The sequence below is a fragment of the Vibrio cyclitrophicus genome (assembly GCA_023206055.1).
Classification (GTDB): domain Bacteria; phylum Pseudomonadota; class Gammaproteobacteria; order Enterobacterales; family Vibrionaceae; genus Vibrio; species Vibrio cyclitrophicus_A.
The window spans coordinates 468,702-492,396 of record CP065367.1 but is presented as its reverse complement, the minus strand read 5'-3'; the positions used below and the strand labels follow the sequence as shown (position 1 = coordinate 492,396).

Sequence of the window (23,695 nt, the reverse complement as noted above, 5' to 3'; positions counted from 1 at the left end):
CGACCATGTCACCAGAGTTAAACTCTAATTTTGTTTTTAGATTTCATTCCCATTTGCGTGACCAATAAATTCACAGAGTTGAGTAACTCGTGCATTTAAATCTAATACACTGAAATCTGGGCTATTATTCTCAATGTAATGACGAGCAACTTTAACCTTACTCGCAGTCCTCTCGATACGACTATTTTGCTTTTTATATTTCAAAAGGTTTTCCCAATCTCCTTTCGCAACAAGTTCTTGAGCTGAAGGATGGACCGTGATTACACTTTCTTCGACTAAATCATGGCTTAGATAGTTTTCAACTTCCCTACCTTTAGTTACCCATGCAAAACCAGAACCATCGTTAAACTCATTCTTTAGCCTTTGTTTTGTCGAGTTTATTCTTGCACGAGATGACTCTTTATCACTATCAAACATGATTACTGTATGTCGATTCAAATTTCTCACTGAGATGAAGTCATTTACTTGTTCCTCAATCTCATCGCTGTCTTGCGCAGACAAATGACTGAAAAGCCTTCCACCAAAAAACATAATTGAATAATGTACGCCTTCTACTAACTTTGGAGCTTTAGCTTTAATCCAATAATTTAAGTATATTCTGTCAGATGGCCCCTCAACCCAAATAATACAGTTAGCTTGTAGGATATCTGAAGCTTTGTAACCTAGGTCATGACATATACCAGACTTTTGTTTTGTGCTGGAAATTGCATTAACTTGTGACACTCCATCTGTTTGCACAACATGAAATATCTCAGATTCAACAGCATCTAAAAGGTGTGCAGAATGTGTAGTGAAGAAGTACTGGTTAGTAGTACTTTCAGAAAGATATTTGATCAGTTTCCTTTGTAATAAAGGATGTAAATGAAGCTCTGGTTCCTCTACACAAATAATAGTTTTGTCTAATAATGTCGCAGCTGAAGCTAAAATTACGACTTCATGAACACCTGTTCCAAGGGATTCTAGAGGTAAAGTCTTTCCGTCCATATGAATGAGAATCATATCTCTTTCATATGGAATTTCTATCACTGCGCTTTTGTTTTCAAGAACTTCTTGAACAAATGAGTTAATGGCTAGGAATTTGTGTTTTTCTTCCTGTGCAGTTATTGGTGGGTTTTGGATTTTGGCTAACCTTTCTATTATACCTTCACCGCTAAAGTCGCTAGCTTCAGTCCCTGCATTCCCAACTTTTCTAATCGCAGGTATCACTTCAACCTTAGGTGGTGCTGAAGGAACATACGATAATGCTTCCAATGTCTGGGGAATCCAATGAGCTCGAAGGTCGCCTTGCCCTCTACCAGTTAAAGCGCTCCACAGTTGTTGCCACTCATGCCGCTCTAGTTCGTGAGCAATACTTTCAATCGCGATATCCAAAGTAAACTGAGCTGAATGGCTATTAGCTTTGAAAACAAACCATACATCTCCTCTTTCATCTTTGAAGAAATCTGATTCAAGTAGTTTCCTAGCGATCTCTCTTTGGCGCCTATGAGCAGTTTCATTATTGAGTTTCTCGTTAATATAGGCATCTAATTCATGGCTTAAATAGGGAAAGCTATTTTATGTACAACTTGTCTGTTGCTGATTGGTTGGTCGATTCTCTTGAACGGTACATTTTCCACTTGGCCCCTAAACGACCGTTGATTAACGACTTTGGATAGGAAGTACGGATATTGTTCATTTAAGAAATTAACAATATTAGATTTACCTGTGTTGTTTTTACCTATTATTAGGTTTACTTTTTGTAATGGAGAAATCTTGGATAACCCTTCAACAAAGCTTCTATAGCCAGAAAAACCGAAACCATTTAAATACATACTGCCCTCTGAAATCTAACGCCACATCAAATTTTACACAAAATTATTAGCTGAATTATTCTGCATCCCAATACCAGAGATTATCTATATAGAATGCTGATTGATATGCATTGTATTGATCAAACGCAAGTAGTAACAGTGCTTTATGAATCAAATCGAAATGCACTAAATAGGTTCATGAGAAATTGACCAGAGGATGTAGCTCTACAAGGTTTTCGCTATCGAACTAACTAGTTTAATAAAATGCTTAGACATCTTAATTTCGAGCTCGGATTGAAGACTTAACAAAGCAATTCCGGCTAAGATTTGCTGCGGTGATACAACTTGGCCAGTAGGGAGTTCAAGACTATCATAATGCATTTTAAACTGTTCCCAATCATCACTAGCCGACAACTCACGTCCTTTTGCCATTCGCATAAGCCGTTTACACTCGGGCGGTATTGGTTTTCCTTCGTCCCAACCCGTGACGGTTCTCACAGTTTTAAAACAGCGTTCAGCGACCTCTTCCTTCGTCATTTGGCACTCTAACTCTCGAAAAATGTAATTCTTACTCATTTCGCGATACTTCACAGGTAAAATCTCCAAATAAAACAAGTTGCACTGCATTGACATGATATGATATGCAGCATTGAACACAAGCAAGCAAGGTGCGCACTGTACGAAGGCGTACTAATTGGCAAATTTGCCTTATAAAAAGTTATTCATTAATCGCTAATATTAGAATTTCCGAAACACATTTATGTCCAAGGGTGTGCTTCGTACACTGTTAGAACGTCTTTGCCCCATCCTAAGTTAAGCTATTTTTCCCTTCACATCTTAAGGATCAATACTTGTTCTCCTTTTTCTAATCAGTGTAGAGTCTAGTCGGCTGGGCTTATCAGTCACTTCACCCGTTTCGGGCTACTTTACTAATTGTGGAGCAGAGAAAAGTATTACCTTACATAATTACTAAGGAAGAACACTGGAGTCTGCTACTAAACAAAGCACCAACTAAAACTAAGAACAAAGGCTAGGTATTATGAACATCACGTTTCACGATCGAGATGAATTTCAGCGTAAGCAGATCGCAGAAAAAACAATCCAACTATTACGAGCAGATATAGACATATCTCCTATGGTTATCGATGGGAGTTGGGGGACAGGGAAAACAGAGTTTTGTCATAAGTTAATCAATCTTATGACTGAAGAAGATACGCATCACCTTATCTATGTGGATGCCTTCCAAGCTGATCATGCTGATGAGCCGCTACTAACGGTATTAGCTGAAGTTGTTAATATCCTATCGTCAGAGGAAGATAAAGAGAGTTTTATTAAGAAAGCTATACCTGCGGCAAGGTACGGTTTGAAGACTCTAGCAAAAGCTGGGGTAGCGCATTTGCTTCGCCAAGATGCAGCGGATATAGTCAATGACTTTGATAAAGAAATTCAGCAAGTTGCAAACAAAGCCATTGATGCATCGGTAGAGTCAGTGCTGAAGGAGCACGTCAAGGCATCTGAAAGTCTGAGAACGCTTCAAGAGACACTAGAAGGAATAGCACAGGAAAAGCCTATTGTGTTGTTTGTCGATGAACTTGACCGCTGTAGACCTGACTTTGCAGTTAACATGCTGGAGATCATAAAACATACATTCAACGTAAAGGGTGTACAGTTTGTCTTAGTCACCAATACCCAGCAACTAAGATCTTCTATTAATCACTGCTATGGAGAGACTGTAGACGCGCAAAGGTATTTAGATAAATTTCTCAAATACTCCTTTAGTCTGCCGCAAGTACAAGGACTTAATACCTACCAAGAAACATCCGTTTCATTAAGTCATTATAAAAACTTAGTTAGAACCAGTAATGTGCTAGCCCTCCTAAAGCTACAGGAGTGTGGTTCCATTCGGATTCTAGAACAAATCATAAAGATCAACAAGTTATCATTAAGAGAAGTTGAAACACTAGTACGCCATTTAGAGGTGTATGTTGCACTGTCTCAGCAAGGACGATTGAGCAATAATACAATTTTTGGCTATAAAACCCTCACTGTTCTGGCTATCGCTATCTATTCAATAAGACCGAAACTAGGTAACGCCATTCTATCTCAAACATTTGATGCAAAAGATGTTGGTAATATTTTAGGCAAAACAGGATTAACGATATTAGCTGAACATTCCCGTCCAGACGAGATGGAACTGATGTGCTATATGATATGTTCAAATAACTGTAAAAACTCAGAAATTTTTACTCCTGAAGGAGATAAAAACAAAGAAATATGGAAAAACTTCGCTGATAGTTACTTTAGAGGCAGCTTCTTTAGACCAGATGAGGGATATACCTCAATCTGTAAAGACGCATTAACAGTTTTGTCTCTGTATTAAGGGCGCTCAAGACATGCAACATAACGCTCCCAACTTCTTTGAAGAGAAAAGCACGAAAATCCCAATGTGTAGTGGACGAGCAAATCTGGCCGTCAGATTTGACGTTTTCAATACCCAAGATAATCCATAGATCACTAATTTAGTAGAATCACTAGCACGGAAATGTCCAAAAATATCACAACCTGAATTCTCAAGCGTGGCATTTTCTAGCTCGAAAATGCCCCATTGCTGGATAGACCTTTTACTCATTCACATCCTGTTCATGGGGTTTTGCCCTACTAGAAGTTATCCATTCTTCTAATGCTGTTCGTAGTGAACCCCCGTGTTGTATCACGGGGGGAAATTCGACGTTGCTTCAACACTCTCATAAACAAAATGCCAGTTAAACCTAAGTAAAATCAGTACATCTTGAGTTATACTGTATATAAACACACCAAAAATAAATAAATGAATACATTAATTTTCATTTGGCAAATCACAAAAGATAAATGTGGACAATCATATGGCATTAGATGCAGAATGCGATAAATATACGATTTGCTCATGTTTAGCCTATAAGAGCTAACTTACTGATGAACAATAAAGAAAAAGTAAAACTGTACATATTGTCTTTAGCGATACTATTTCTGATCATTATGATTATGTCACTGAAGATGCCAGTGTATAAGTTTTCAGTATGTCTAGGAGAGCAGTGCTCAGTAAGTTTCTGGGCGAAAGAAGTACTCTTTGCAATTTTAGATACATACCTTTTAAATTGGCTCCCTTGCCTGATGTTTTTATGTTTTTGCATCTCTATGCTAATAAAATATCAATTTGATTACATGCTGGAAGGTGGCGGTGAAAACACAATCCGTGTCTGTGAAGTAAAAAGTGAAGACTACGAACATTTAACATTTCTAGCTACGTACATCATTCCATTTTTTGGTTTCAGCTTTGATGACCCACGAAAACTGGTTGCCTATGTTGTTTTATTAGTTGTTATTGGTTTCATCTTTGTCAGAACAGACAAGTATTATGCTAACCCAACTTTGGCACTTTTTGGCTTCAAACTGTATCGCGCTAACCTAACAGACCAAAATGGGCTGTATGAATCTGTTATCGTGATATCTCAAGATACTATTGCTCCCAACCAAATCATAAAGTACAAACTTATATCGGATAACGTATTTTATGCTAAGAAAAAGTAGAAAGGTTATAAATGACTGTGTTAACTAAGGGCTTTGAAAAGTTTATTGATAGCTGTGATGGTATCAACGTGTACTTTGTAGATAAATCAAATAATGTTTTTGATTCTGATATTGCTTCGCCTGTTTTAGCTAAGTTCAGAAAAGAGTTTTGTGATGAATTTCGCCGTAAATACACCAATCATGATAAGTTTGGTGTTGTTCCACTATCTAACTATGACGAAAGAAAAAACACACTCTATCACTTCGACTTTGCTCCAAAAGATATGCCATTCGAGTTTAAGCTAACTCAACAAGTTTTGGATATCAAAGCTACAGATAACGTTCCCGTTTATCAGGCTAAAAACGACAAATTAAGCAATATTTCTGGCGTTGTTATCCTTTTGAAAAGTGCACCGTTGAACAAGTCTATGGCTTTTTATCAACATATATTCCCCGTTTCTCTTCTCGGGCCAGATAAAGGGTTATTGAACTTAACAGCACATAAAACACGCCTCGTCGAGTTAGCGCAAGATGTCATTAAACTAAATGCAAACTTTGTATTTTTGCAAGTCAAAAATGCTTACTTTATTGAACATGTCGGAACTCTTGAAACAAGACTGCACTTTAAAGAAGTTATTCATAGCCGAGCGAAAATTTATTCTAAAAAGATAGAACAAACGGGCTTGGTTAGTAACATGACAAAGTTCAACGCACGAATCGACAAAGAAACTTCTTTTGCAAGAAAGGTAGTGAAAGTTTATAAAAACTCTGTTGTTATCAAAGACAAAATACCAAACGCTGATATTGTCGCTTTTACAGAGAAAAAGGACTACTACAAGGCTCTAAGCGCAGCGGCTACTCCAACCAAAGATTCATTTAAATTAGAGAGTATTGTCAGTTGTAAACGATTCTTAGACCTACTAGATGATGACTTTCTCAAGTCAGAGTTAACTCAAAAAGACTACATATCTCGTGTTAAAGACTTAGCAGGTTAACAGCTTTGCCCGCCTACAAAAAAGGCGGGCTTTTAGATCTATAACATTTCAAATTATGCTTCTAAAATCTTCACCTTGACGCTTCTATTAGTAATCATAAAACCGAGTTATGCTAAGGTCTTATTATTGTAATTGACCTAGCAAGTTTGATTATTGTGTAGATGTTTTTATCTCTAACTCCGATTGAATCCCCAAAAGCGCAATCCCTGCTAAGATTTGTTGTGGCCTTACTACTTGGCCAGTTGGCAGCTCCATACTGTCGTATAACATTTTGAACTGTTCCCAATCATCACTTACGCTGAGTTCCCGACCTCTTCCTTCGTCATTTGGCACTCTAACTTTCGAAAAATGTAATTCTTACTCATTTCGCGATACTTCAATGATAAAACATCTAAATACAAGAGGTCGCACTGACTTAAGGTGGTATGCACCATTAAACACAATCAGACAAAGTGCGCACTGTAAGAAGGCGTATTAATTGGCAAATTTGCCTTATAAAAAGTTATTCATGAATCGCTAATATTAGAATTCCTGAAACTCATTTATGTCCAAAGGTGTGCTGAAGGGGCACTTAACACAGAAATGCCCCCTTTCAAGTTTCGGCATTTCCTCGTCACAGTACGCAGTTTGAAATTCGACCTACTTTTTCTCATGCAAAAATCTCTAACTACGTGGTCAAATTTAATAATCCACTACAATAGTAGAAAGATAAAGTCGAGATACAAAACTACACTTGAAATGTTGATAACTAATGGAGCTAAAGGTATGACATCGTTAAGTTTGCCAGAGTTGTATGAATTTATGGATAATAGGGGTGCCACTTTTAAGTACCGAATTTTAATTTCTCGAGTAAATTCAATTGGAGATCCAGATCAGAGTTTTAATAAAGGCATTGGTCAAGCACTTGGTCTTAACGCACTTGGTTTTGATCTTCACTTAGATACCTCTGACAATATATTTGTTTGTGGGTCTTCAATGGATAAAACAAAACAAGGGTATCTAATTAAGTTGGCCGAATGGAATGGAGAGTATGATAAATCTCTGAATGGTTCTGGTTGGAAAAGTTTTGATTTTGATAGTGATCAGAGGAAAGTAGGCACAATACACAGCCTATTTGTAGATGCTGACAAAAGAATTATCATAAATGGCAGTAGTCATCTTAATAATGGAGCATCGATTCAAGATTACGTTGCAGTGTTCAAAGAAAGAGGACAGATAGACCACACATTTGGAGAAGGAGGTATATATTTCGGCGAAAAGGAATGTAACAGTGGCCAGCTTATAGCTATTGATGCAGGAACTTACATTACGCCATATGAGACATTTGACGCTAATAAAAATCCAGCTTATATCGAATATTCTCTCTCTAGCCCTGAAGCAAATGTTAAGAAGAATACGCACTACTCTTTTCAAGGTTCAACTAGGTTCCATTCCGATGTTGCTTATGCCCCTACACAAAAAGCTATTTTTGTATGCAGTAGAATTACGGAAGGTGATGTTCAGGGGTATGTATTGGCTAAATTCTCCAAAGATGGAGTGCTTGACAAAGGCTTTGGGGAAAATGGTGGGCTGAAAATTTTTTTTAATTCTGGAGATTTTTTACTTCGATCCATGAAGATATTTAATGGAAAGGTTTATGTCTTAGGTTCGATGTTAGAAACAAAAGACATCGGTATCAGCGTCCATAATTTAGATGGTAGTTTTCACACTGATTTTAGTGGTGATGGAAAGCTTGTTTCTAGTATGTCTAATCTACATCTCGCCCCCGCCGATCTGGTGGTTAAGCCAGATGGAACAATTTATGTCGTTGGAACGCAGAATATCAATGTAAATAGTGTAAACAACAAAATATTCATCATAGCATATCGTTCTGATGGTGATGTCTTAACCTACTTTGGTCAAAATATGCACACCCCTCAAGGAATGGCCCTATATGAAGATTTTGCATCAACAAATGATGTTTCTCTACCCAAAGGTAAAGGCCATTCTTACTTTGGTTCTAGAATAGACATAGATTCAAAAGGGCGATTAGTGTTTACGGGGTTATATGTAACATCTTCTTGAAGGCTTTAACTCTATAATTTATGGTCAAATTTACCCTAAACGGTTAAATTATTTTGTTCCTATGTTAGCTATCGGTTTAGAAATTATTGCGACCCTAGCAGTTCAATGATGTATGGCCTAACGAATGATAATTTACGAAATACTCTCCGTAAAAAACATAACAGATAAGGATTAAGCGCTACGTAGCCAGCGCTTAATCCCGATTATTGAATAAGCCCTGTGCTGTTTTATATATGTAAGCTGTACCGTAAACGTCTCGCCTGATTAAGTACTCAAATTCGACATCGCGATACAAAAACTAATTTCATTTTCATCAAATTAACTAAAAACTCTAACAAGGATTTATCCAAGCCCGTGCTGAAGGGGTAGATCACCGTAACGCAGATCTGACCCTTTATCAGTTAATGTAAAAGCTCATACACATCCTGTTAATATGCGTTTACCCTACCAAAACTTATCTAAAAGGGGGCGTGCAGTCAGCATGACTATAAATTATGCTCCATTTACCCTCCCCCCTATCGTAATTAACCTATTGATTATTAATTGAAATGTTAAATAAATGGCGGCATCATTTTTCATGCCACAGCATAAACACTCAAATGAAAAACTTCGATGTTTATATTAAATATCAATGCTTTATTCGGTTTTTTCTTACATTGAGCAGAGTGGTGATGTGATTAAAATGTACGTAACTACGCACAGATTGTTGAAGGCGTTGACAGCTACTGTGACAGCAAAAATGGAGTTGATCCCTTCACTCTAATTACCTACATATTCACCTTATAGTGGATAAGTGAAACTGACCATTATTTGGAAGATAATTTAAGAAGAAGCTGTCTGGTCTAGTGTGATTACTCTGTGGTGTACATGTACCTATTAAGTCTATTTTGTTTGGTTTACCATCAAATACTGCTAGTACATGTACATACAATACTGATAGCTCACGCATTTTAGTCAATAAGTCTATGATTTATAATTTTTAATCCCCAAGAAACTGACGGTGTACGACATGGTTTTCGTAGATTTGTTAAATTGATTCTAGTGCTTACAAGGCAGGTATCGTTGTGTGATGCCCTGCCTTTGTTTTGTATCGATATTCTCTAATTTATACTGTGTATTTAACCATATTGGCTATTTACCATAAAATACCTAATAACCAGTGATAATAATCTTCGATTTTAACCCTGGTATTAGTTAGAGATTAACCGCCAGCAAATTTAACTTTGTAGCCTTTCTTTTCAAGGTGCGCTTTGATCTTGTCGCGAGCATCACCTTGAATTTCGATGTTGCCATCTTTTACTGAGCCGCCACAGCCGCAAACTTTCTTGAGTTCTGCTGCCATTAGTTTTAATGGTGCGTCATCTAGGTCTAAGCCAGTTACGACAGAAACGCCTTTGCCTTTACGGCCTTTGGTTTCTTTTTGGATTCGAACGATACCATCGCCTTTAGGACGTTGGACTTTCTCTTCTTCAGGCTTAATACGACCTGTTTCTGTTGAATATACTAGGCTCATAATTTACTTCTTTTGTTGCTCTGCTTTTTGTTTTGCGAGTAAGTAAGCTTCTATATGGCGTTGGATTGCAATCTTGCCGCCTTTAATTAGGCGACCGTTAAACATGCAATACCACGCATTAGGCTCACCGGTGTCATTCTTGATCTGGTAGCCGTTGAAGTTTTCAGTCGAGCCACCAGTTCCTCTCGACTTATTTAATGACATGAATTCTTTTGGATCAATAATAGATGCGGTGTCAATCCACCAATCAATACTCTTTTTTACGGCAGCTAGGTTGCCCTGAATAATGTTGTTTTTTAACTTAGCACGCCAAACTGTGTTATTAGCATCTATCGATTGAAGATGGACGCTTCGGTAAATTGAATTAGCCATATCTATTAATCATCTTTTTGTTTTCACTACATTAATCATAAGTATACTTATAATGATATCAAGCATAATATGGTAAAAACACCTATCGAGGTACGGTAATTTGAGAAAAAAAGTCCCTATTTTAACCGACCCTGTGATAATTAATTCATTTGTTGAAAAATTAAACAAGCACGTGACAATTGAAATTATAGACGAGTTGACAGGTTATCAATATTCTCATAATTCACTGCTGGGCATTTACAGTGACTGGAATCGCTATCATGCGTTCTGTACTAGACATCGTATTAGTACACTTCCCGCATCTATAACCGCTGTTCGTCGTTTTCTTGAAACTGAGTCTAACGCTAGAAAATACGCATCCCTAAAACGTTACACTGCAACGCTTAGCATGTTGCACACTGTGTTCGGCTTTGCCAACCCGATTAAGCATAGGCAAGTTCGTTTTACCCTGCTCCACTTACAATCTCAAATGGCCGGTGACGCCAAACAAACCAATGCTATGACATCTGTGCATCTCACTGATTTAAATACGTTACTCTCCCATGAGAAAGCAAACTTGAAAGAGATCAGAGACATCGCTCTTTATAATGTGATGTTCGAGTGTGCTTTAAAGCGCTCAGAACTTAAGGCGTTATCGATGAGTGATGTTGAGTACGTCGAAGATCATTATAAAGTAACAGTCAAAGATTCTGCTTATCAGTTGTCACAAATAGCCAGTGTTGCACTTCAACGTTGGCTTTCGTTTGCTGGTATACAAGATAACTTGCCAGTATTTCGTGCGATAGACAAGCATGAGAATATTGGTTTGCAGCCTTTAGATGATTCTTCCATTTACCGGATATTGAGAAGAGCTAGCGACTTACTGCAACTTCCAGAAAACCATCATTTCTCTGGAAATTCGATTCGTGTTGGTGCAGCGCAAGAGTTGTCTAAACAAGGTTTTAAGGTAAGAGAGATTCAGGACTTTGGTCGTTGGCTCAGCCCTGCAATGCCTGCCCAATATGTTGGTTTCACTGGAACGGCTGAGAGTGAGAAGCTGAAGTTTAAGGCGCTAATACCTTGGCAATAAACGCTTTGTAGATTACTTGGATATTGTTATTTGGATATAAGTTGCGGCTCAAACGATAGATTTTTAAAAACAGCTGGCTTTAAAAACAACAAGTGCCTTGGCGAAAGCTCGAGGCACTTGTTGGTTCAGCTCTAAGTGAACGAAAACGAGTTAGAGACCTAAGAAAGGCTCGTTCTCACGCAGTTCTCTAAGAACTGGCTGAACTTAGGGCCATCATGTTCCACCATTTTAGGGAACATAGAAATTGGCGTCATACCTGGGAAGGTGTTTACTTCGTTTAGGTAGATCTTGTTGTCTTGTGTTAAGAAGAAATCGATACGAGATAAGTGGCGGAGCTTCATTTGTGTAAAAACTTTACGAGCACTATCTGCGATCAACTCGCGTTGTTCGTCAGTTAGATTATTTGCTTCAACTTCAGTGATTGAATGACTGTCTGCACTGTACTTCTCTTCGTAAGAGTAAAATGCGCCATTCGGTGCAATCACCTCACCCGGCTTGCTGATATGTAGCTCGCCATCGATTTCATAAGCAGCAACTTCTAGCTCTCTAGGAACTACTGATTTCTCAACCAATACTTGGTCCGAGAAAGTGAACGCCTTGTTGATAGCCTCACTTAAATCTTCTACTTGGTTAACTTGGTAACAACCTACAGAAGAGCCTTGGCGAGCAGCTTTCACGAACACTTTACCCCATTTTTCAAATGCTTGAGTTGCTTGCAAGTGAGATTGGTCATTATTGTTTGATAAGAACAGATAAGGCGTATTTGGAATACCAAGCGCATCGTACCAAAGCTTTGACGTGATTTTATTAAAGCTGTTATTACTTGCTTCTGAACCACAACCTAGGTACGGAATCTTTGCCATTTCAAACAATGATTGAATGTCACCAGTTTCACCCGGGAAACCGTGGATACAAGGAACAATGAAATCGACTTTAGATGTTAAATTGTCACCACGTAAGGTTTGATCGTTTATATCAAGATAAACCAATTCACCTGAATCAAGACACCAGCCTTCGTTTTTAATTTCAACTCTTACAACGTTGAAATCTGCAACGCTATTGAGTTGTTCAAAAAGGTAATTGGCTGAAACTAAAGACACTTCATGTTCTGAAGATCCACCGCCGCAAAGTAGAAGGATGTTTGTGGTGTTCATGGGTAAATTCGGTCCTTGAAACTAGGAATACTGACTTCAATGATAAACAAAAGTCGAGATAGGTACAGCGTTTTGATTGTCAAAATTGCGTTCGAAAGATCAAGCGATTAACTATTAAACAAAATAGCGAGTTTTAAAACAAAAGAAGGAGCATTTGCTCCCTCTTACTGAATTAAAACTTAGTTTAACTTGTTAAGCGTTGGGTATTCCGAGTTCTTGATGTCATCAATACTCTTAACGAACGGCTTCAAGTTTTGGAAAGTGGTTGGCAGCGTAGAGATTGCTTTTTTAGCTTCTAAGCGCGTTGCGTAGTCTCCGTAAAGTACGGTGAACCACTTAGTGCCATTAACCATTTTGTAGTTTTCCCAAACTGGTTGAGAAGTCGTAGGTAGCATTTTCACGAAAGAATCGACTTTACTTTGGCTGCCCACTGCAACAACTTGAACCGTGTAACCAAATCGCTGGTTCATGTCTTGTTGTTTCTGAGTTGGGCCTGTCACTGTCGCAACTGGCTTAGTTCTCGTTGTTTGAGTCACTTTTTGTTCAACAGACTCTGTCTTAACAACGTTAACAACATTTTCTTCAACAACGCTTGTTTGCTCAGATTGAGATACAACTGGAGCTTCAACTTTGGCCGTTTTGTACTCTTCTTGATAACTATCTGAAGTGACATTGGTAACGTAGTCGTCAGATACACATGCAGCCAAGAGCAGTGGCAAAGTCACAATCGCAAATTTTTTCATGGAAAGCTCAATATCCTTAATAATAATTACTATAAATCATGCCGATACGACGGTTTAGAATCAAGTTAACTTTGAGATTATACACTATTAGCGGGTGACCTATTTCACAAACTTTATGCAGTGTTTGCTTATTCATCTGAATTCGGTGAGTTTGCCATCAACCCGCAAGCGAAAAGTAAGTTACGATGAACTTACGTGCATTGCTAGGATATGTCTATGAATCATCTTGATCCTCTACTTAAACCCCGTTCAATCGCTGTTGTTGGTGCTTCTCAACGAGAAACGCGCGCAGGATATATTGTTATGAACAATTTGTTGCATGGGGATTTTAAAGGTGCGGTGATGCCGGTTACGCCGAAATATGATTCGGTGGCAGGCGTACTCTCTTACAAGAACATTTTGTCGTTACCTATCGTTCCTGATCTCGCAATCTTGTGTACCAATGCGACACGCAATGTAACCATTTTCGAAGAGCTGGCTGAGAAAGGTATAGCCTCTGTGATTGTGCTTTCTTCCGACATGCAGCAAGAAAGCGATAATGGTGAGACGTATGATGAACGATGCCTAGCGATTGCCAAAAAGCACAACATTCGAGTGTTGGGTTCAAATAGTTTGGGGGTAATTGTCCCTTGGTTAAATTTGAACGCCTCATTCTCTCCAGTGACAGCATTACCCGGTAAGATCGCCTTTGTTTCTCAGTCGGCAGCTGTGTGTACCACGATTCTCGATTGGGCTAATGACAAGGAGATCGGTTTCTCTGCGTTTATCTCTATAGGCAATGGTAGCGATATCGAATTCTCGGAGTTATTGGATTATCTTAGCACCGACTCTCACACCGAAGCGATATTGCTTTATGTAGACAGCATTACTGATGCGAGGCGCTTTATTTCAGCAGCGCGTGCGGCATCGCGCAATCGACGAATTTTGGTGTTGAAAGGCGGACGAACCGCGAAAGGCAGAGCTGCTGCAATGGCACACACTGGCGGTGCCGACACATTAGACATTATCTATGACTCTGCGATCCGACGCAGCGGCATGTTACGAGTTAAGAACTTACATGAACTGTTTGCTGCGGTAGAGACACTGACTCATTCAGTGCCCTTGCGTGGCGAGCGCTTGGCTATTGTTACCAATGGTGGTGGCCCTGCAATTATGGCCGTGGACACCCTATTTGACCGCGGCGGTAAGCTCGCAGAATTATCTGAAGATACGCTCGATAAACTCAGTAAGGTTTTGCCATCGAGTTGGTCTCATAGCAATCCTATCGACATTGTTGGCGATGCCGGCGATCAACGCTATATCGACACCATAAACATCTTGCTCGATGGTGATGAAGCGGATGCCATTCTTATCATGCACAGCCCTTCTGCGGTCGCACATTCAGCCAAAACAGCAGAGCGAATTATTGAGGCGATTAAAAAGCATCCTCGCCACAAGCGCTTTAATATCTTAACGAATTGGTCTGGTGAGTTAACCGCAAGGCCAGCGAGAAAGCTGTTTACCGAAGCGGGTTTCCCAACCTATCGAACGCCTGAAAGTTCAGTGGTCGCATTCATGCACTTGGTCGAGTACAGACGCAACCAACGTCAGTTAATGGAAACGCCGACCACGGCAGAAAAAGTGCACATTGAAGACTTGGCAGATGCCAAAAATTGGATAGAGCGCCAACTACTGGATAAAGATACAGTTAGTCTTGATACCCATCAAAACAGTCAGTTTTTCAAGCACTTCAATCTTGATGTGTTGCCAACTTGGATTGCTTCCGACCCAAGTGAAGCGGTGCACATTGCTGAAACGATCGGTTACCCGGTCGCTGTAAAACTTCGCTCGCCAGACATTGCGCATAAGTCGGACGTTCAAGGTGTGATGCTTAATTTACGAAACAGTAGTGAAGTCGCGAATGCCGCTCAAGCAATTCTCGATCGATCTCAATTGTCGTTCCCTACTGCTCATATCCATGGCTTGTTGATTCAAGGTATGGCCAAGCTTGCAGGCGGCCAAGAACTGCGAGTTAAGGTCACAACGGATGAAACCTTTGGCCCCATCATTTTACTTGGACAAGGTGGTTCGGAGTGGGATGAATCGATAGATGCTGCCGCTGCTTTCCCACCGCTCAACATGACACTGGCGCGTTACTTGATTATTCGAGCGATAAAAAGTGGCAAGATTCGCCTACAAAAGCTCCCTAATCCTATTGATATAGAAGGTCTTTCTGAACTATTGGTTCGTATATCACAGATGGTCGTCGATTGCCCTGAAATACATGACCTAGATATCCATCCAGTACTGGCCAACGGAGACAAGTTCACAATATTAGATGCCGATATCATATTGAAAGCTTACGAAGGGGATCCGCAAGAAAGGTTGGCGATTCGCCCTTACCCCGTAGAGCTTGAAGAACGTATCCAGCTAAAAGACGGAACCGAAGTGCTGTTACGCCCTATTCTACCCGAAGATGAACCGCTTCATGCAGACTTCATTAATCTTGTATCTAAGGAAGATCTCTATAAGCGTTTCTTTAGTGATGTAGGTGAATTCAATCATGAGGCGTTGGCGAATTTCACTCAGATTGATTTCGATAGAGAAATTGCTTTTGTGGTCGTTCGCGAGGAACAAGGCGTTCCAGCGATCATCGGTGTGTCTCGTGCACTGATTAACCCAGAAAACACAGATGCAGAGTTTGCGATACTGATACGCTCTGATCTAAAAGGTGTCGGATTAGGTCGTATTCTATTGACTAAGGTTATCGACTATTGCCGGGCGAAGCAGACCAATCAGATGTCGGGAATGACAATGCCAACCAATAGAGGGATGCTGACACTAGCTCAAAAGCTCGGTTTTAAGCTAGACATAAGTTTTGAAGATGGCACGGCAGATATGGTTCTGCCGCTATTTGAGTGACCATGTCTTTTTAAGGTGTTGAATGCACCAAGATTTGGCGTCGCCCATTTTGTTGCGTCGCCAAGCCATCACTATATCGATAGGTTGCGGTTCTGTTCCCGAAATCTGCTGTAGAACGCCAGATTCGATCAGTGGTTTAGCGATAACACTCGGCAAAGTGCCAATCCCTAACCCCGTCGTTAGAGCTTCTACTTTTGCGGGGAAGCTCGTTACCGTTAAGCGCGGTTGTTTCTCTAGAATATTGATACTTAATGCAGGTTGGTCACGGGCAGTATCCGCAATTGCGATCACCCTGTAACTTTCTCTCGCTTTCTGATCGAATTCACCAGAACGTTTATGAACATAGTGGTTTGCCGCCGCGACCCATACCATTTCTATTTTACCAATCACGTCACTTTTAATATCGTTTGGAATTGTATCGAGCTTAGGGCATACCAATAAATCGGCACGACCATCTGTGAGAGATTCCCAACAACCAGCTAGGATCTCTTCTTGTAAACGAACACGTGTCTTACTAATTTTGCCTAGTTCATCAACAAGTGGAAAGAAGTTGGCAATTGGGATGATGCCATCGAAGGCGATGGTCAAATCAAGCTCCCAACCATTGGCTAGAATGCTCGCCTCGTTTACCAATCTCTCTGTCGCACCAAGAATTACTCTGCCTTGCTCAAGTATCAATTGCCCCGCTTCCGTGAAATTTGCACGGTGGCCTGAGCGGTCAAAAATCATGATATCCAAGTCTTGCTCTAATTTCTGAATTTGATAGCTAAGTGACGAGGGTGCTCGATCCATTTCATTCGCTGCGGCCGCAAAACTCCCACGGCGATCGATGGCATCCAGTATATGTAGTGCTTCAAGTGTTATTGGGCTATGCATCAGTATCCAACTTTATAAATGAGAGGTTAATCACAAAAATTGAAGTATTCACCAGCTAAATGGAACGTTTAAAGCTTTTAAAATACAACGAGTTATACGGTTAAAACAGGTTTAGACTGACGAAATTGAAAATAAATTCAAATGCAAATAATAGTAATTATCATTTAGATCCAATATTATCTTTCGCAAATCAAGATAATACTATGGAATTAAGGTAACTATCAGATGTATAAGCAATCCCTACTCTCTGCTTCAATCGTTTTAGCGCTTTCATCAACCTCAGCCTTTGCTGAAGATTATGCCCTATTTGACGAGGTTGTTGTATCTTCGACTCGTACTAATCAAACACTTATCAATACAGCGGCTTCTGTTACTGTCATCTCGGATAAGCAAATTGAAGAGAACATGGCGAAAGACGTGAATGAAATCTTCGAATACACTCCGGGTGTGACGATGAACTCAAGCTCTCGTCAAGGTGCACAAACTATCAATATTCGTGGCATGGAAGGTAAACGCGTCAAAATCTTAGTAGATGGTTCGTCGCAACCAGGTTCATTTGATGGGGGCCCTTACGCATTTATTAATTCTAGCGGTATTTCAATCGACCCAGATATGCTGAAAAGTGTCGAAATAATCAAAGGCGCGGCTTCAAGTTTACACGGAAGCGACGCTATTGGTGGTGTTGTTGCTTTTGAAACTAAAGACCCTTCTGATTTCTTGAAAGATGGCGAAGATTTTGGTGGCCAAGCGAAACTGTCTTATTCTTCGGAAGATAATTCTTTTAGCGAACATGTTGCATTAGCTAATCGATTTGGCGACCTAGAAACATTGGTAGCCTACACTCGTCGAGATGGTGAAGAGTTACAAAACTTCCGTAACTCTAACGATTTAGAGAACTACGCTGTTGAAGGTCAAGATACCTCTGCAGATAACCTATTGGTAAAATTGCAATACCAATTGAATGAAAGCCACCGTATTGAGTTTCTGGCTGAGCTAATTAAGGATACTTCAGACTCTGATATCTACCACTCAAGCTACGATAGCTATACTGGTGCTGATGACACAACGCAAAATCGATTCGCTATTAAGCACATTTGGTTTGCAGATGGCGCTATCGCTGACACCGTGACGAGCAAAGTGTCATACATCTCTAAAGAAGAAAATGGGGTGACGAAGCGCTTTAAACCTGCAGGTCCTGGTTTCCCACCTTATGTCCCTGCAAACAATGACAATCTTCAAACAAAAGATTACGAATACACCGAAGATAAGATTGAAATCGAGACACAGTTAGACAAACAGATTAACAACCATTACCTAGTTTATGGTGCGACGTATACGCATAGCGATATAAGCAACACGAATATGGAGTACAACTCTGATCCTGATACTGATGATCAGCTTTATGTATACACTCCTGATGCGAAAGAACAAAAATTTGGCCTGTTTGTTCAAGACGAAATTAGCCTAATGAATGACAAACTTATTGTTACTCCAGGTGTTCGTTTTGATTACTTCTCTACAGACCCTGGTAAAAATACTGGCGAATCTTTAACGGATTTCTCAGATTCTGCAGTTACAGGTCGTTTAGGTACTACGTATAAACTAACTGATACAGGCACTGTATTCGGTCAAATCAGTCAAGGATTTAGAGCGCCATCATTCGATGAACTGTATTATACATATGACAATCCAGGTCATGGTTACGTAAATGATCCAAACCCAGACCTAAAATCAGAAACCAGTATTTCTTACGAGCTAGGGTACCGTCACAATACTCAAGCTTCTTCGTCTGAGATTGCAGCGTACTACAGTGATTACGATGATTTCATTGAAACGGTAATCACGAAGAAAGAAAACGGTCTGACACACTACTCTAACGTTAACTTAGATTCTGCGACGATTAAGGGTGTGGAGTTCTCAAATACACTATTGTGGGATGTGTTAGTTGGTGCGCCTGAAGGTATTTCAACACACTTTGTTGCTTCATACACTGAAGGTGAAGACGGCAACGGTAACGCATTGAACAGCGTGAACCCTTGGAATGCTGTTTTAGGTCTAAACTATGATGCTCCAAGCCAAAACTGGGGTACTAGCCTTAAGCTAAACTATACGGCTAGCAAATCGGGTTCAGACATTAACTTCGATGATGAAAATGGCGGCAATGCTGGCCAAGCTGAGCTACCAAGTGCGACTGTTGTTGACTTAACAGCATACTACAAACCGATGAAAGATCTGACAATTCGCGGTGGTGTTTTCAACTTAACTAACGAAGAGTACTACCGTTGGAATGACGTTCGCGGCGACGACGAGCTGTACAAAGAGAACACTCAAGCAGAAAGAAACTACGGCATTTCAGCTAAGTACGAATTCTAATTCGTTAAAAACCTGAATTGCAGAGACTAAAAAGCCAGCTAAATGCTGGCTTTTTTTATTTCACTAAAAAATGTATAAAAAAGGAATAAGTGAAATTACGTTTTACTTCTCTGCCATTTCTTTCTTAACCATTACTGCAGCAGCAATGATGAAAGTGATGATTAGGCCTAGTTCCATGATTAACTCCAAAGAAAATTAACATTAAACATATAATTCGCGAGCATAATAACACAACCGATACGGAATGATACTTTTTAACCACCAATTTACTTTTTATTCGATTAAGATCAAAAAAGATGCCCTAAAGCATCTTTTTGTAATTTAATCATTCATGAAATAACTAGATCAACCAGGGAAACCATCAGGGTTCGTTGACTGCCAGCGCCATGTATCTTCAGTCATTTCAGTCAGTGTACGTGTCGCATTCCAACCAAGTTCTTTCTGAGCTTTAGCAGGATCTGCCCAACATTCAGCGATGTCACCCGGACGACGCTCGACTAGCTTATAAGGGATATCTTTACCGCTCGCTTTCTCAAACGCTTTAACCATATCCAATACACTTGAACCGTTACCAGTGCCAAGGTTATAGATATGAAGACCGTCTTTACGCCCTACTTTCTCAAGCGCTGCGATGTGGCCATCAGACAGATCCATTACGTGGATATAATCACGAACGCCTGTGCCGTCTTTTGTTGGATAATCGCTGCCAAATACAGATAGAAATTCACGGCGACCTACTGCTACTTGAGATACAAATGGCATTAGGTTATTTGGTATACCTTGTGGGTCTTCACCCAGCTCACCGCTTGGATGAGAGCCTACAGGGTTAAAGTAACGAAGTAGTGTGATGCTCCAATCTGGATTGGCTTTTTGGAAATCGGTTAAGCACTCTTCAACCATTAGCTTACTACGACCATATGGGTTGGTTGCGCTTGTTGGGAAGTCTTCGGTAATTGGCACACTCGCAGGATCGCCGTATACCGTCGCTGAAGAGCTAAATACTAATGTTTTTACACCAGCATCACGCATTGCATCAACAAGAACTAAAGTACCGTTTACGTTGTTGTCGTAGTATTCAAGAGGCTTTTCCACAGATTCTCCGACGGCTTTCAGACCAGCAAAGTGGATAACCGCTTCGATGTTGTGTTGCTTCATGGTTTCAGTCAAAAGCGCTTTATCACGAACGTCACCCTCAATGAAGTTGGGGCGAACGCCGGATACTTTTTCGATACGCTCTAGAACGCTTGGCTTGCTGTTGTACAAGCTATCAAAAAGTACAGGTTTCATACCTGCGTTGATCATCTGGATACTTGTATGGCTACCAATGTAACCCATGCCACCTGTAACTAAAACATTCATGCTTAGCAGACCTTTAAATTAAAATTATTCAACCTATCACTTATGATACAACAACTTAGGGTTGGCTCACAAACACCGGAGCCTATTTACCCTTACGAGAGAACACAAACTGACCTTTTCCTTTGCGTTTCGCTTGGTACATCGCTTCATCAGCAACTTTTAAAATCACGTCAATATCTCGCTCTGGGCCATCAACTAAATGGATACCCAAACTCGCTCCAACATGAAGTGAACGTTGTTTATAATTCACTTCTTGCCCAATCAGACCCAACAATCGCTCGGCTAACTTAGCTAACAAGACTTTGTTTGTCTGTTTAATAATAAGAACAAATTCATCACCCGACAAACGTGCAACCAAATCTCCCGCTCTTACCTGAGATAACAACCGGTTTGACACTTGTTTAAGGATTTCGTCACCTGCATCGTGCCCATAGTTATCATTCACTTCTTTGAAGCCATCCAAATCCAAATAGATAACCGCAAAATGCTGATTTGAATAGTGGCTCGATGTGACAATATCATCTATGACCTTATACAGCTGCGCTCTATTTGCTAGCCCGGTTAATGCATCGTGATGAGCTAAGTGTTCGAGTCTTTCCATCTCTTTGACGTTTGATAAATCAGACAGCGTTAATACCATATCAAACTCGTCTTTCTCACTGTCTGAGGCAACTCGATTCACTTTGACAAACATAGGAATTAACGTGCCGGACGCGCTCTTCTCCCAAACTTCGCCTTGCCATTGCCCATAGTTGTCTAACGAATTGCGAATTGTCGGCAGAAGTGATGAAAATTGTTGCCAAGAAAATACTTCAAATGGTGTTTTGCCCACCAGCAGATCGGCGTGATAACCGAGAAGTTGTGTGATAGCTGGGTTAACCATAGTTATCACATTGGACGAGTTCAGCACGATTAAACCGTCTTTACTGTTTTCGAAAACACCCGCTGCAATACGCTGACGACTCATGGCTGTTTCTATGTCTGTGACATCTTGGATTGCATAAAGAATACGACCATGTTTTGTCAAAGAACGGCTGCTCACACGAAGCCAGCGTTTTGATTGAAAGAGATCGGTGGTTTCCAGTAATTCGTCATTGAGTTCAATATTGGCATCAATAACATCTTGTAAGAAACTCGTTTGCTTGGTTGCGATCAACTCTTGGATTAACAAATTCTCAAGAAAGGCTTCTGAGCATTTAAAAATATCCCGAGTAGCTGCGTTCGCATGAACGATGAGCCCTTTTTCATCCACCACCAACAACGAGTGCTGAACGGTTTCAATTACCTCATTAGCAAACGATTTTTCTTCTTGTAACTTGTCCAACGTAAAATTGATTTGGTTGTCGCGATGTTGAAGTCTATCGAGCATGGTATTGAAAGCTCGAACCAGATCACCGATTTCATCTCGGTTCGTTGCGACCAATTTAGGCTGTTTGGAACGACGTTCAACAAAGGCTTGCATCGCCTCATTGAGATCAAACATCGGTTCGATAATCAAGTGTTGGACCATTTTGACTAGCACTGCGCCTAAGATCACCAGAAACAACAGGTAGACGGCCGCAACCTTGAAAATAGTCGTTAAGATCGAATGAAACGCTTCTTTCGATATTGTGACTCTTAAATTCGCGATCACAACGCCATCCAGCTTCACAGGAACGAGTAAAAAGATGAAATGCTCAGAGATGGCAAATTGATGCTCCGCGATATCGTCTAATTCATCTGCGTTTGGCCTTGGAACCAGAGTGTTACTCACCTGATAGCTAGCAAAAAGCTGTTCGTTAATGTCATAGAGTTTCACTCTAACAATATCTTTATCTGCAACGAATGCTGACAAGATTTCCTGAGCCGATGACTTGTCTTCGAATAGGATTGCGGCTTGTAGGTTATAAGCAACACCTTGTGCTAGCACTTTAACACGCTGAATCAGGCTCTCTTTTTCTCTTTCAAACGTGACAGTGTAATTTATTGATTGAATCGTAACAAAAGTGACTACGATGAAGATGATAATGGGTAATACCATCTTGTTTTTAATCGATATGTTATTAATGAAAGGCAACATTATTGGCCCTCCACTATAGCGATTCGTAACAGGTTTGAGCCAATGACGTAGTCACCGCGCCTAGCGTTATCTAGGTTGATCTTAGCTTTGAGCTTATTATCGATGTTCGTTAGCTCAATGACTCCACCTAGGTCTGTAAAGTTAGGGATGTCACTGATTGTCACAGTGTGTGGGGAGTGCTCTTGGCTACGAAATTGATCATTTTCATGATCAGATAAATATGTAATATCACACTTAGAAGTATTCGACTGTTGAACTTGGATTACGAGCGAACGAATAGATTTCCCCTCTGTAATTGACGTTAACACTTGGCTTACCTTTTTATCGCCAATCACACAAAAGTTCACAGTTTTCATTGAGCTTTCATCGTTCCAACGAATAAAATTCGCAATTCTAAAAAGGTACACCGCTTTCATTTCATAAGGCTTGATGCTAGCCGCTGAGGTATTCAAAGGCACAATAAGCATAATTAAAGCGGCAAAGCCTAGTTTAGATAAGCTGAGCTTAAGCCATTTAGAATTCATTAGAGACCCTCATATACACCAACGACGGAATGTCAGTGAGTTTTTGTGTCACTTTCCAAACCGTTACCATTTCGACACCTAACATAGACAATTCTCCAAGGCCCATCGACATGAACTGGTCTAGAGATTTTTCTTGAGCAGAGACAAAAACAGGTGTCGTTAATGCTAGTCCTAAGCAATCCTGGCGGGATATCATGTGCTCACCTAATATACAGATAGATATTAATCCTTTAATCAATAGTTCAACTATATATGAAGTGCCATACTGGTAAATCTACGGTGTCGAAAGTTTGAGTTAGGTCACTGTTTATTTATGGTATTTATAAGACCGTCATTACTTACCTCAACGTAAAGGAT

17 protein-coding genes and 1 pseudogene are annotated in these 23,695 nt (G+C 40.1%); 7 read left to right on the top strand and 11 right to left on the bottom strand.

Going from position 1 to position 23,695, the window contains the following annotated elements; all coding sequences use genetic code 11:
* Positions 1 to 36 precede the first annotated feature (36 nt).
* A pseudogene (locus ITG09_17920) lies at positions 37 to 1,811 on the bottom strand (ATP-binding protein).
* 204 nt (positions 1,812 to 2,015) lie between these two features.
* Positions 2,016 to 2,381, bottom strand: a complete 366-nt coding sequence (locus ITG09_17915; protein ID UPR54828.1) for a regulator — start codon at positions 2,379 to 2,381, stop codon at positions 2,016 to 2,018.
* Between the two features lie 448 nt (positions 2,382 to 2,829).
* Between ITG09_17915 and ITG09_17910 the strand changes: the two genes are divergently transcribed.
* The 4 genes from ITG09_17910 to ITG09_17895 all read left to right on the top strand — a co-directional run bounded on the left by ITG09_17910 (position 2,830) and on the right by ITG09_17895 (position 8,395).
* Positions 2,830 to 4,170, top strand: coding sequence for an AAA family ATPase (locus tag ITG09_17910; protein ID UPR54827.1), 1,341 nt, complete (start codon positions 2,830 to 2,832; stop codon positions 4,168 to 4,170).
* 572 nt (positions 4,171 to 4,742) lie between these two features.
* Entirely contained in the window at positions 4,743 to 5,357 is a 615-nt protein-coding gene (locus tag ITG09_17905) for a hypothetical protein (protein UPR54826.1), read from the top strand.
* Positions 5,358 to 5,368: 11 nt separating this feature from the next.
* Positions 5,369 to 6,331, top strand: coding sequence for a DUF4868 domain-containing protein (locus ITG09_17900; GenBank protein UPR54825.1), 963 nt, complete (start codon positions 5,369 to 5,371; stop codon positions 6,329 to 6,331).
* 765 nt (positions 6,332 to 7,096) lie between these two features.
* Positions 7,097 to 8,395 carry a hypothetical protein gene (locus ITG09_17895; GenBank protein ID UPR54824.1) on the top strand — a complete coding sequence of 433 codons (1,299 nt, stop codon included), beginning with the start codon at positions 7,097 to 7,099 and terminating at the stop codon, positions 8,393 to 8,395.
* A 1,201-nt stretch (positions 8,396 to 9,596) separates the two neighbouring features.
* On the opposite strand, the gene yciH is transcribed toward ITG09_17895, so the two are convergent.
* Both yciH and ITG09_17885 read right to left on the bottom strand, forming a co-directional pair.
* Complete coding sequence (gene yciH, locus ITG09_17890) at positions 9,597 to 9,908, bottom strand: stress response translation initiation inhibitor YciH (protein UPR54823.1); 312 nt, start codon at positions 9,906 to 9,908, stop codon at positions 9,597 to 9,599.
* A gap of 3 nt (positions 9,909 to 9,911) precedes the next feature.
* Positions 9,912 to 10,280: a DUF3319 domain-containing protein gene (locus ITG09_17885; GenBank protein ID UPR54822.1), complete on the bottom strand. Its 369-nt coding sequence runs from the start codon at positions 10,278 to 10,280 to the stop codon at positions 9,912 to 9,914.
* A 100-nt stretch (positions 10,281 to 10,380) separates the two neighbouring features.
* On the opposite strand from ITG09_17885, the gene ITG09_17880 reads away from it, so the two are divergent.
* Complete coding sequence (locus ITG09_17880; GenBank protein ID UPR54821.1) at positions 10,381 to 11,349, top strand: tyrosine-type recombinase/integrase; 969 nt, start codon at positions 10,381 to 10,383, stop codon at positions 11,347 to 11,349.
* Between the two features lie 158 nt (positions 11,350 to 11,507).
* Here ITG09_17880 and ITG09_17875 read toward each other — a convergent pair whose 3' ends face one another.
* A complete protein-coding gene (locus tag ITG09_17875; protein UPR54820.1) occupies positions 11,508 to 12,503 on the bottom strand; it encodes a D-alanine--D-alanine ligase in 996 nt (331 codons plus the stop codon).
* Between the two features lie 179 nt (positions 12,504 to 12,682).
* On the bottom strand, positions 12,683 to 13,246 hold the full coding sequence (locus ITG09_17870) for an SPOR domain-containing protein (GenBank protein ID UPR54819.1): 564 nt from the start codon (positions 13,244 to 13,246) through the stop codon (positions 12,683 to 12,685).
* Positions 13,247 to 13,462: 216 nt separating this feature from the next.
* Between ITG09_17870 and ITG09_17865 the strand changes: the two genes are divergently transcribed.
* Entirely contained in the window at positions 13,463 to 16,147 is a 2,685-nt protein-coding gene (locus ITG09_17865; GenBank protein ID UPR54818.1) for a bifunctional acetate--CoA ligase family protein/GNAT family N-acetyltransferase, read from the top strand.
* On the opposite strand, the gene ITG09_17860 is transcribed toward ITG09_17865, so the two are convergent.
* Positions 16,136 to 17,023: a LysR family transcriptional regulator gene (locus tag ITG09_17860; protein ID UPR54817.1), complete on the bottom strand. Its 888-nt coding sequence runs from the start codon at positions 17,021 to 17,023 to the stop codon at positions 16,136 to 16,138. The genes ITG09_17865 and ITG09_17860 overlap by 12 nt on opposite strands.
* Positions 17,024 to 17,248: 225 nt before the next feature.
* Between ITG09_17860 and ITG09_17855 the strand changes: the two genes are divergently transcribed.
* Positions 17,249 to 19,396, top strand: a complete 2,148-nt coding sequence (locus ITG09_17855; GenBank protein UPR54816.1) for a TonB-dependent hemoglobin/transferrin/lactoferrin family receptor — start codon at positions 17,249 to 17,251, stop codon at positions 19,394 to 19,396.
* 345 nt (positions 19,397 to 19,741) lie between these two features.
* Here the strand turns inward: ITG09_17855 and galE are convergent, their stop codons facing one another.
* The 4 genes from galE to ITG09_17835 all read right to left on the bottom strand — a co-directional run bounded on the left by galE (position 19,742) and on the right by ITG09_17835 (position 23,534).
* Entirely contained in the window at positions 19,742 to 20,755 is a 1,014-nt protein-coding gene (galE, locus tag ITG09_17850; GenBank protein ID UPR54815.1) for a UDP-glucose 4-epimerase GalE, read from the bottom strand.
* 82 nt (positions 20,756 to 20,837) lie between these two features.
* Positions 20,838 to 22,814, bottom strand: coding sequence for a diguanylate cyclase (locus tag ITG09_17845; GenBank protein UPR54814.1), 1,977 nt, complete (start codon positions 22,812 to 22,814; stop codon positions 20,838 to 20,840).
* Positions 22,814 to 23,338, bottom strand: a complete 525-nt coding sequence (locus tag ITG09_17840) for a YfiR family protein (protein ID UPR54813.1) — start codon at positions 23,336 to 23,338, stop codon at positions 22,814 to 22,816. The genes ITG09_17845 and ITG09_17840 overlap by 1 nt, the downstream gene beginning before the upstream one ends.
* Complete coding sequence (locus tag ITG09_17835) at positions 23,328 to 23,534, bottom strand: hypothetical protein (protein UPR54812.1); 207 nt, start codon at positions 23,532 to 23,534, stop codon at positions 23,328 to 23,330. The genes ITG09_17840 and ITG09_17835 overlap by 11 nt, the downstream gene beginning before the upstream one ends.
* Between the last annotated feature and the right edge of the window lie 161 nt (positions 23,535 to 23,695).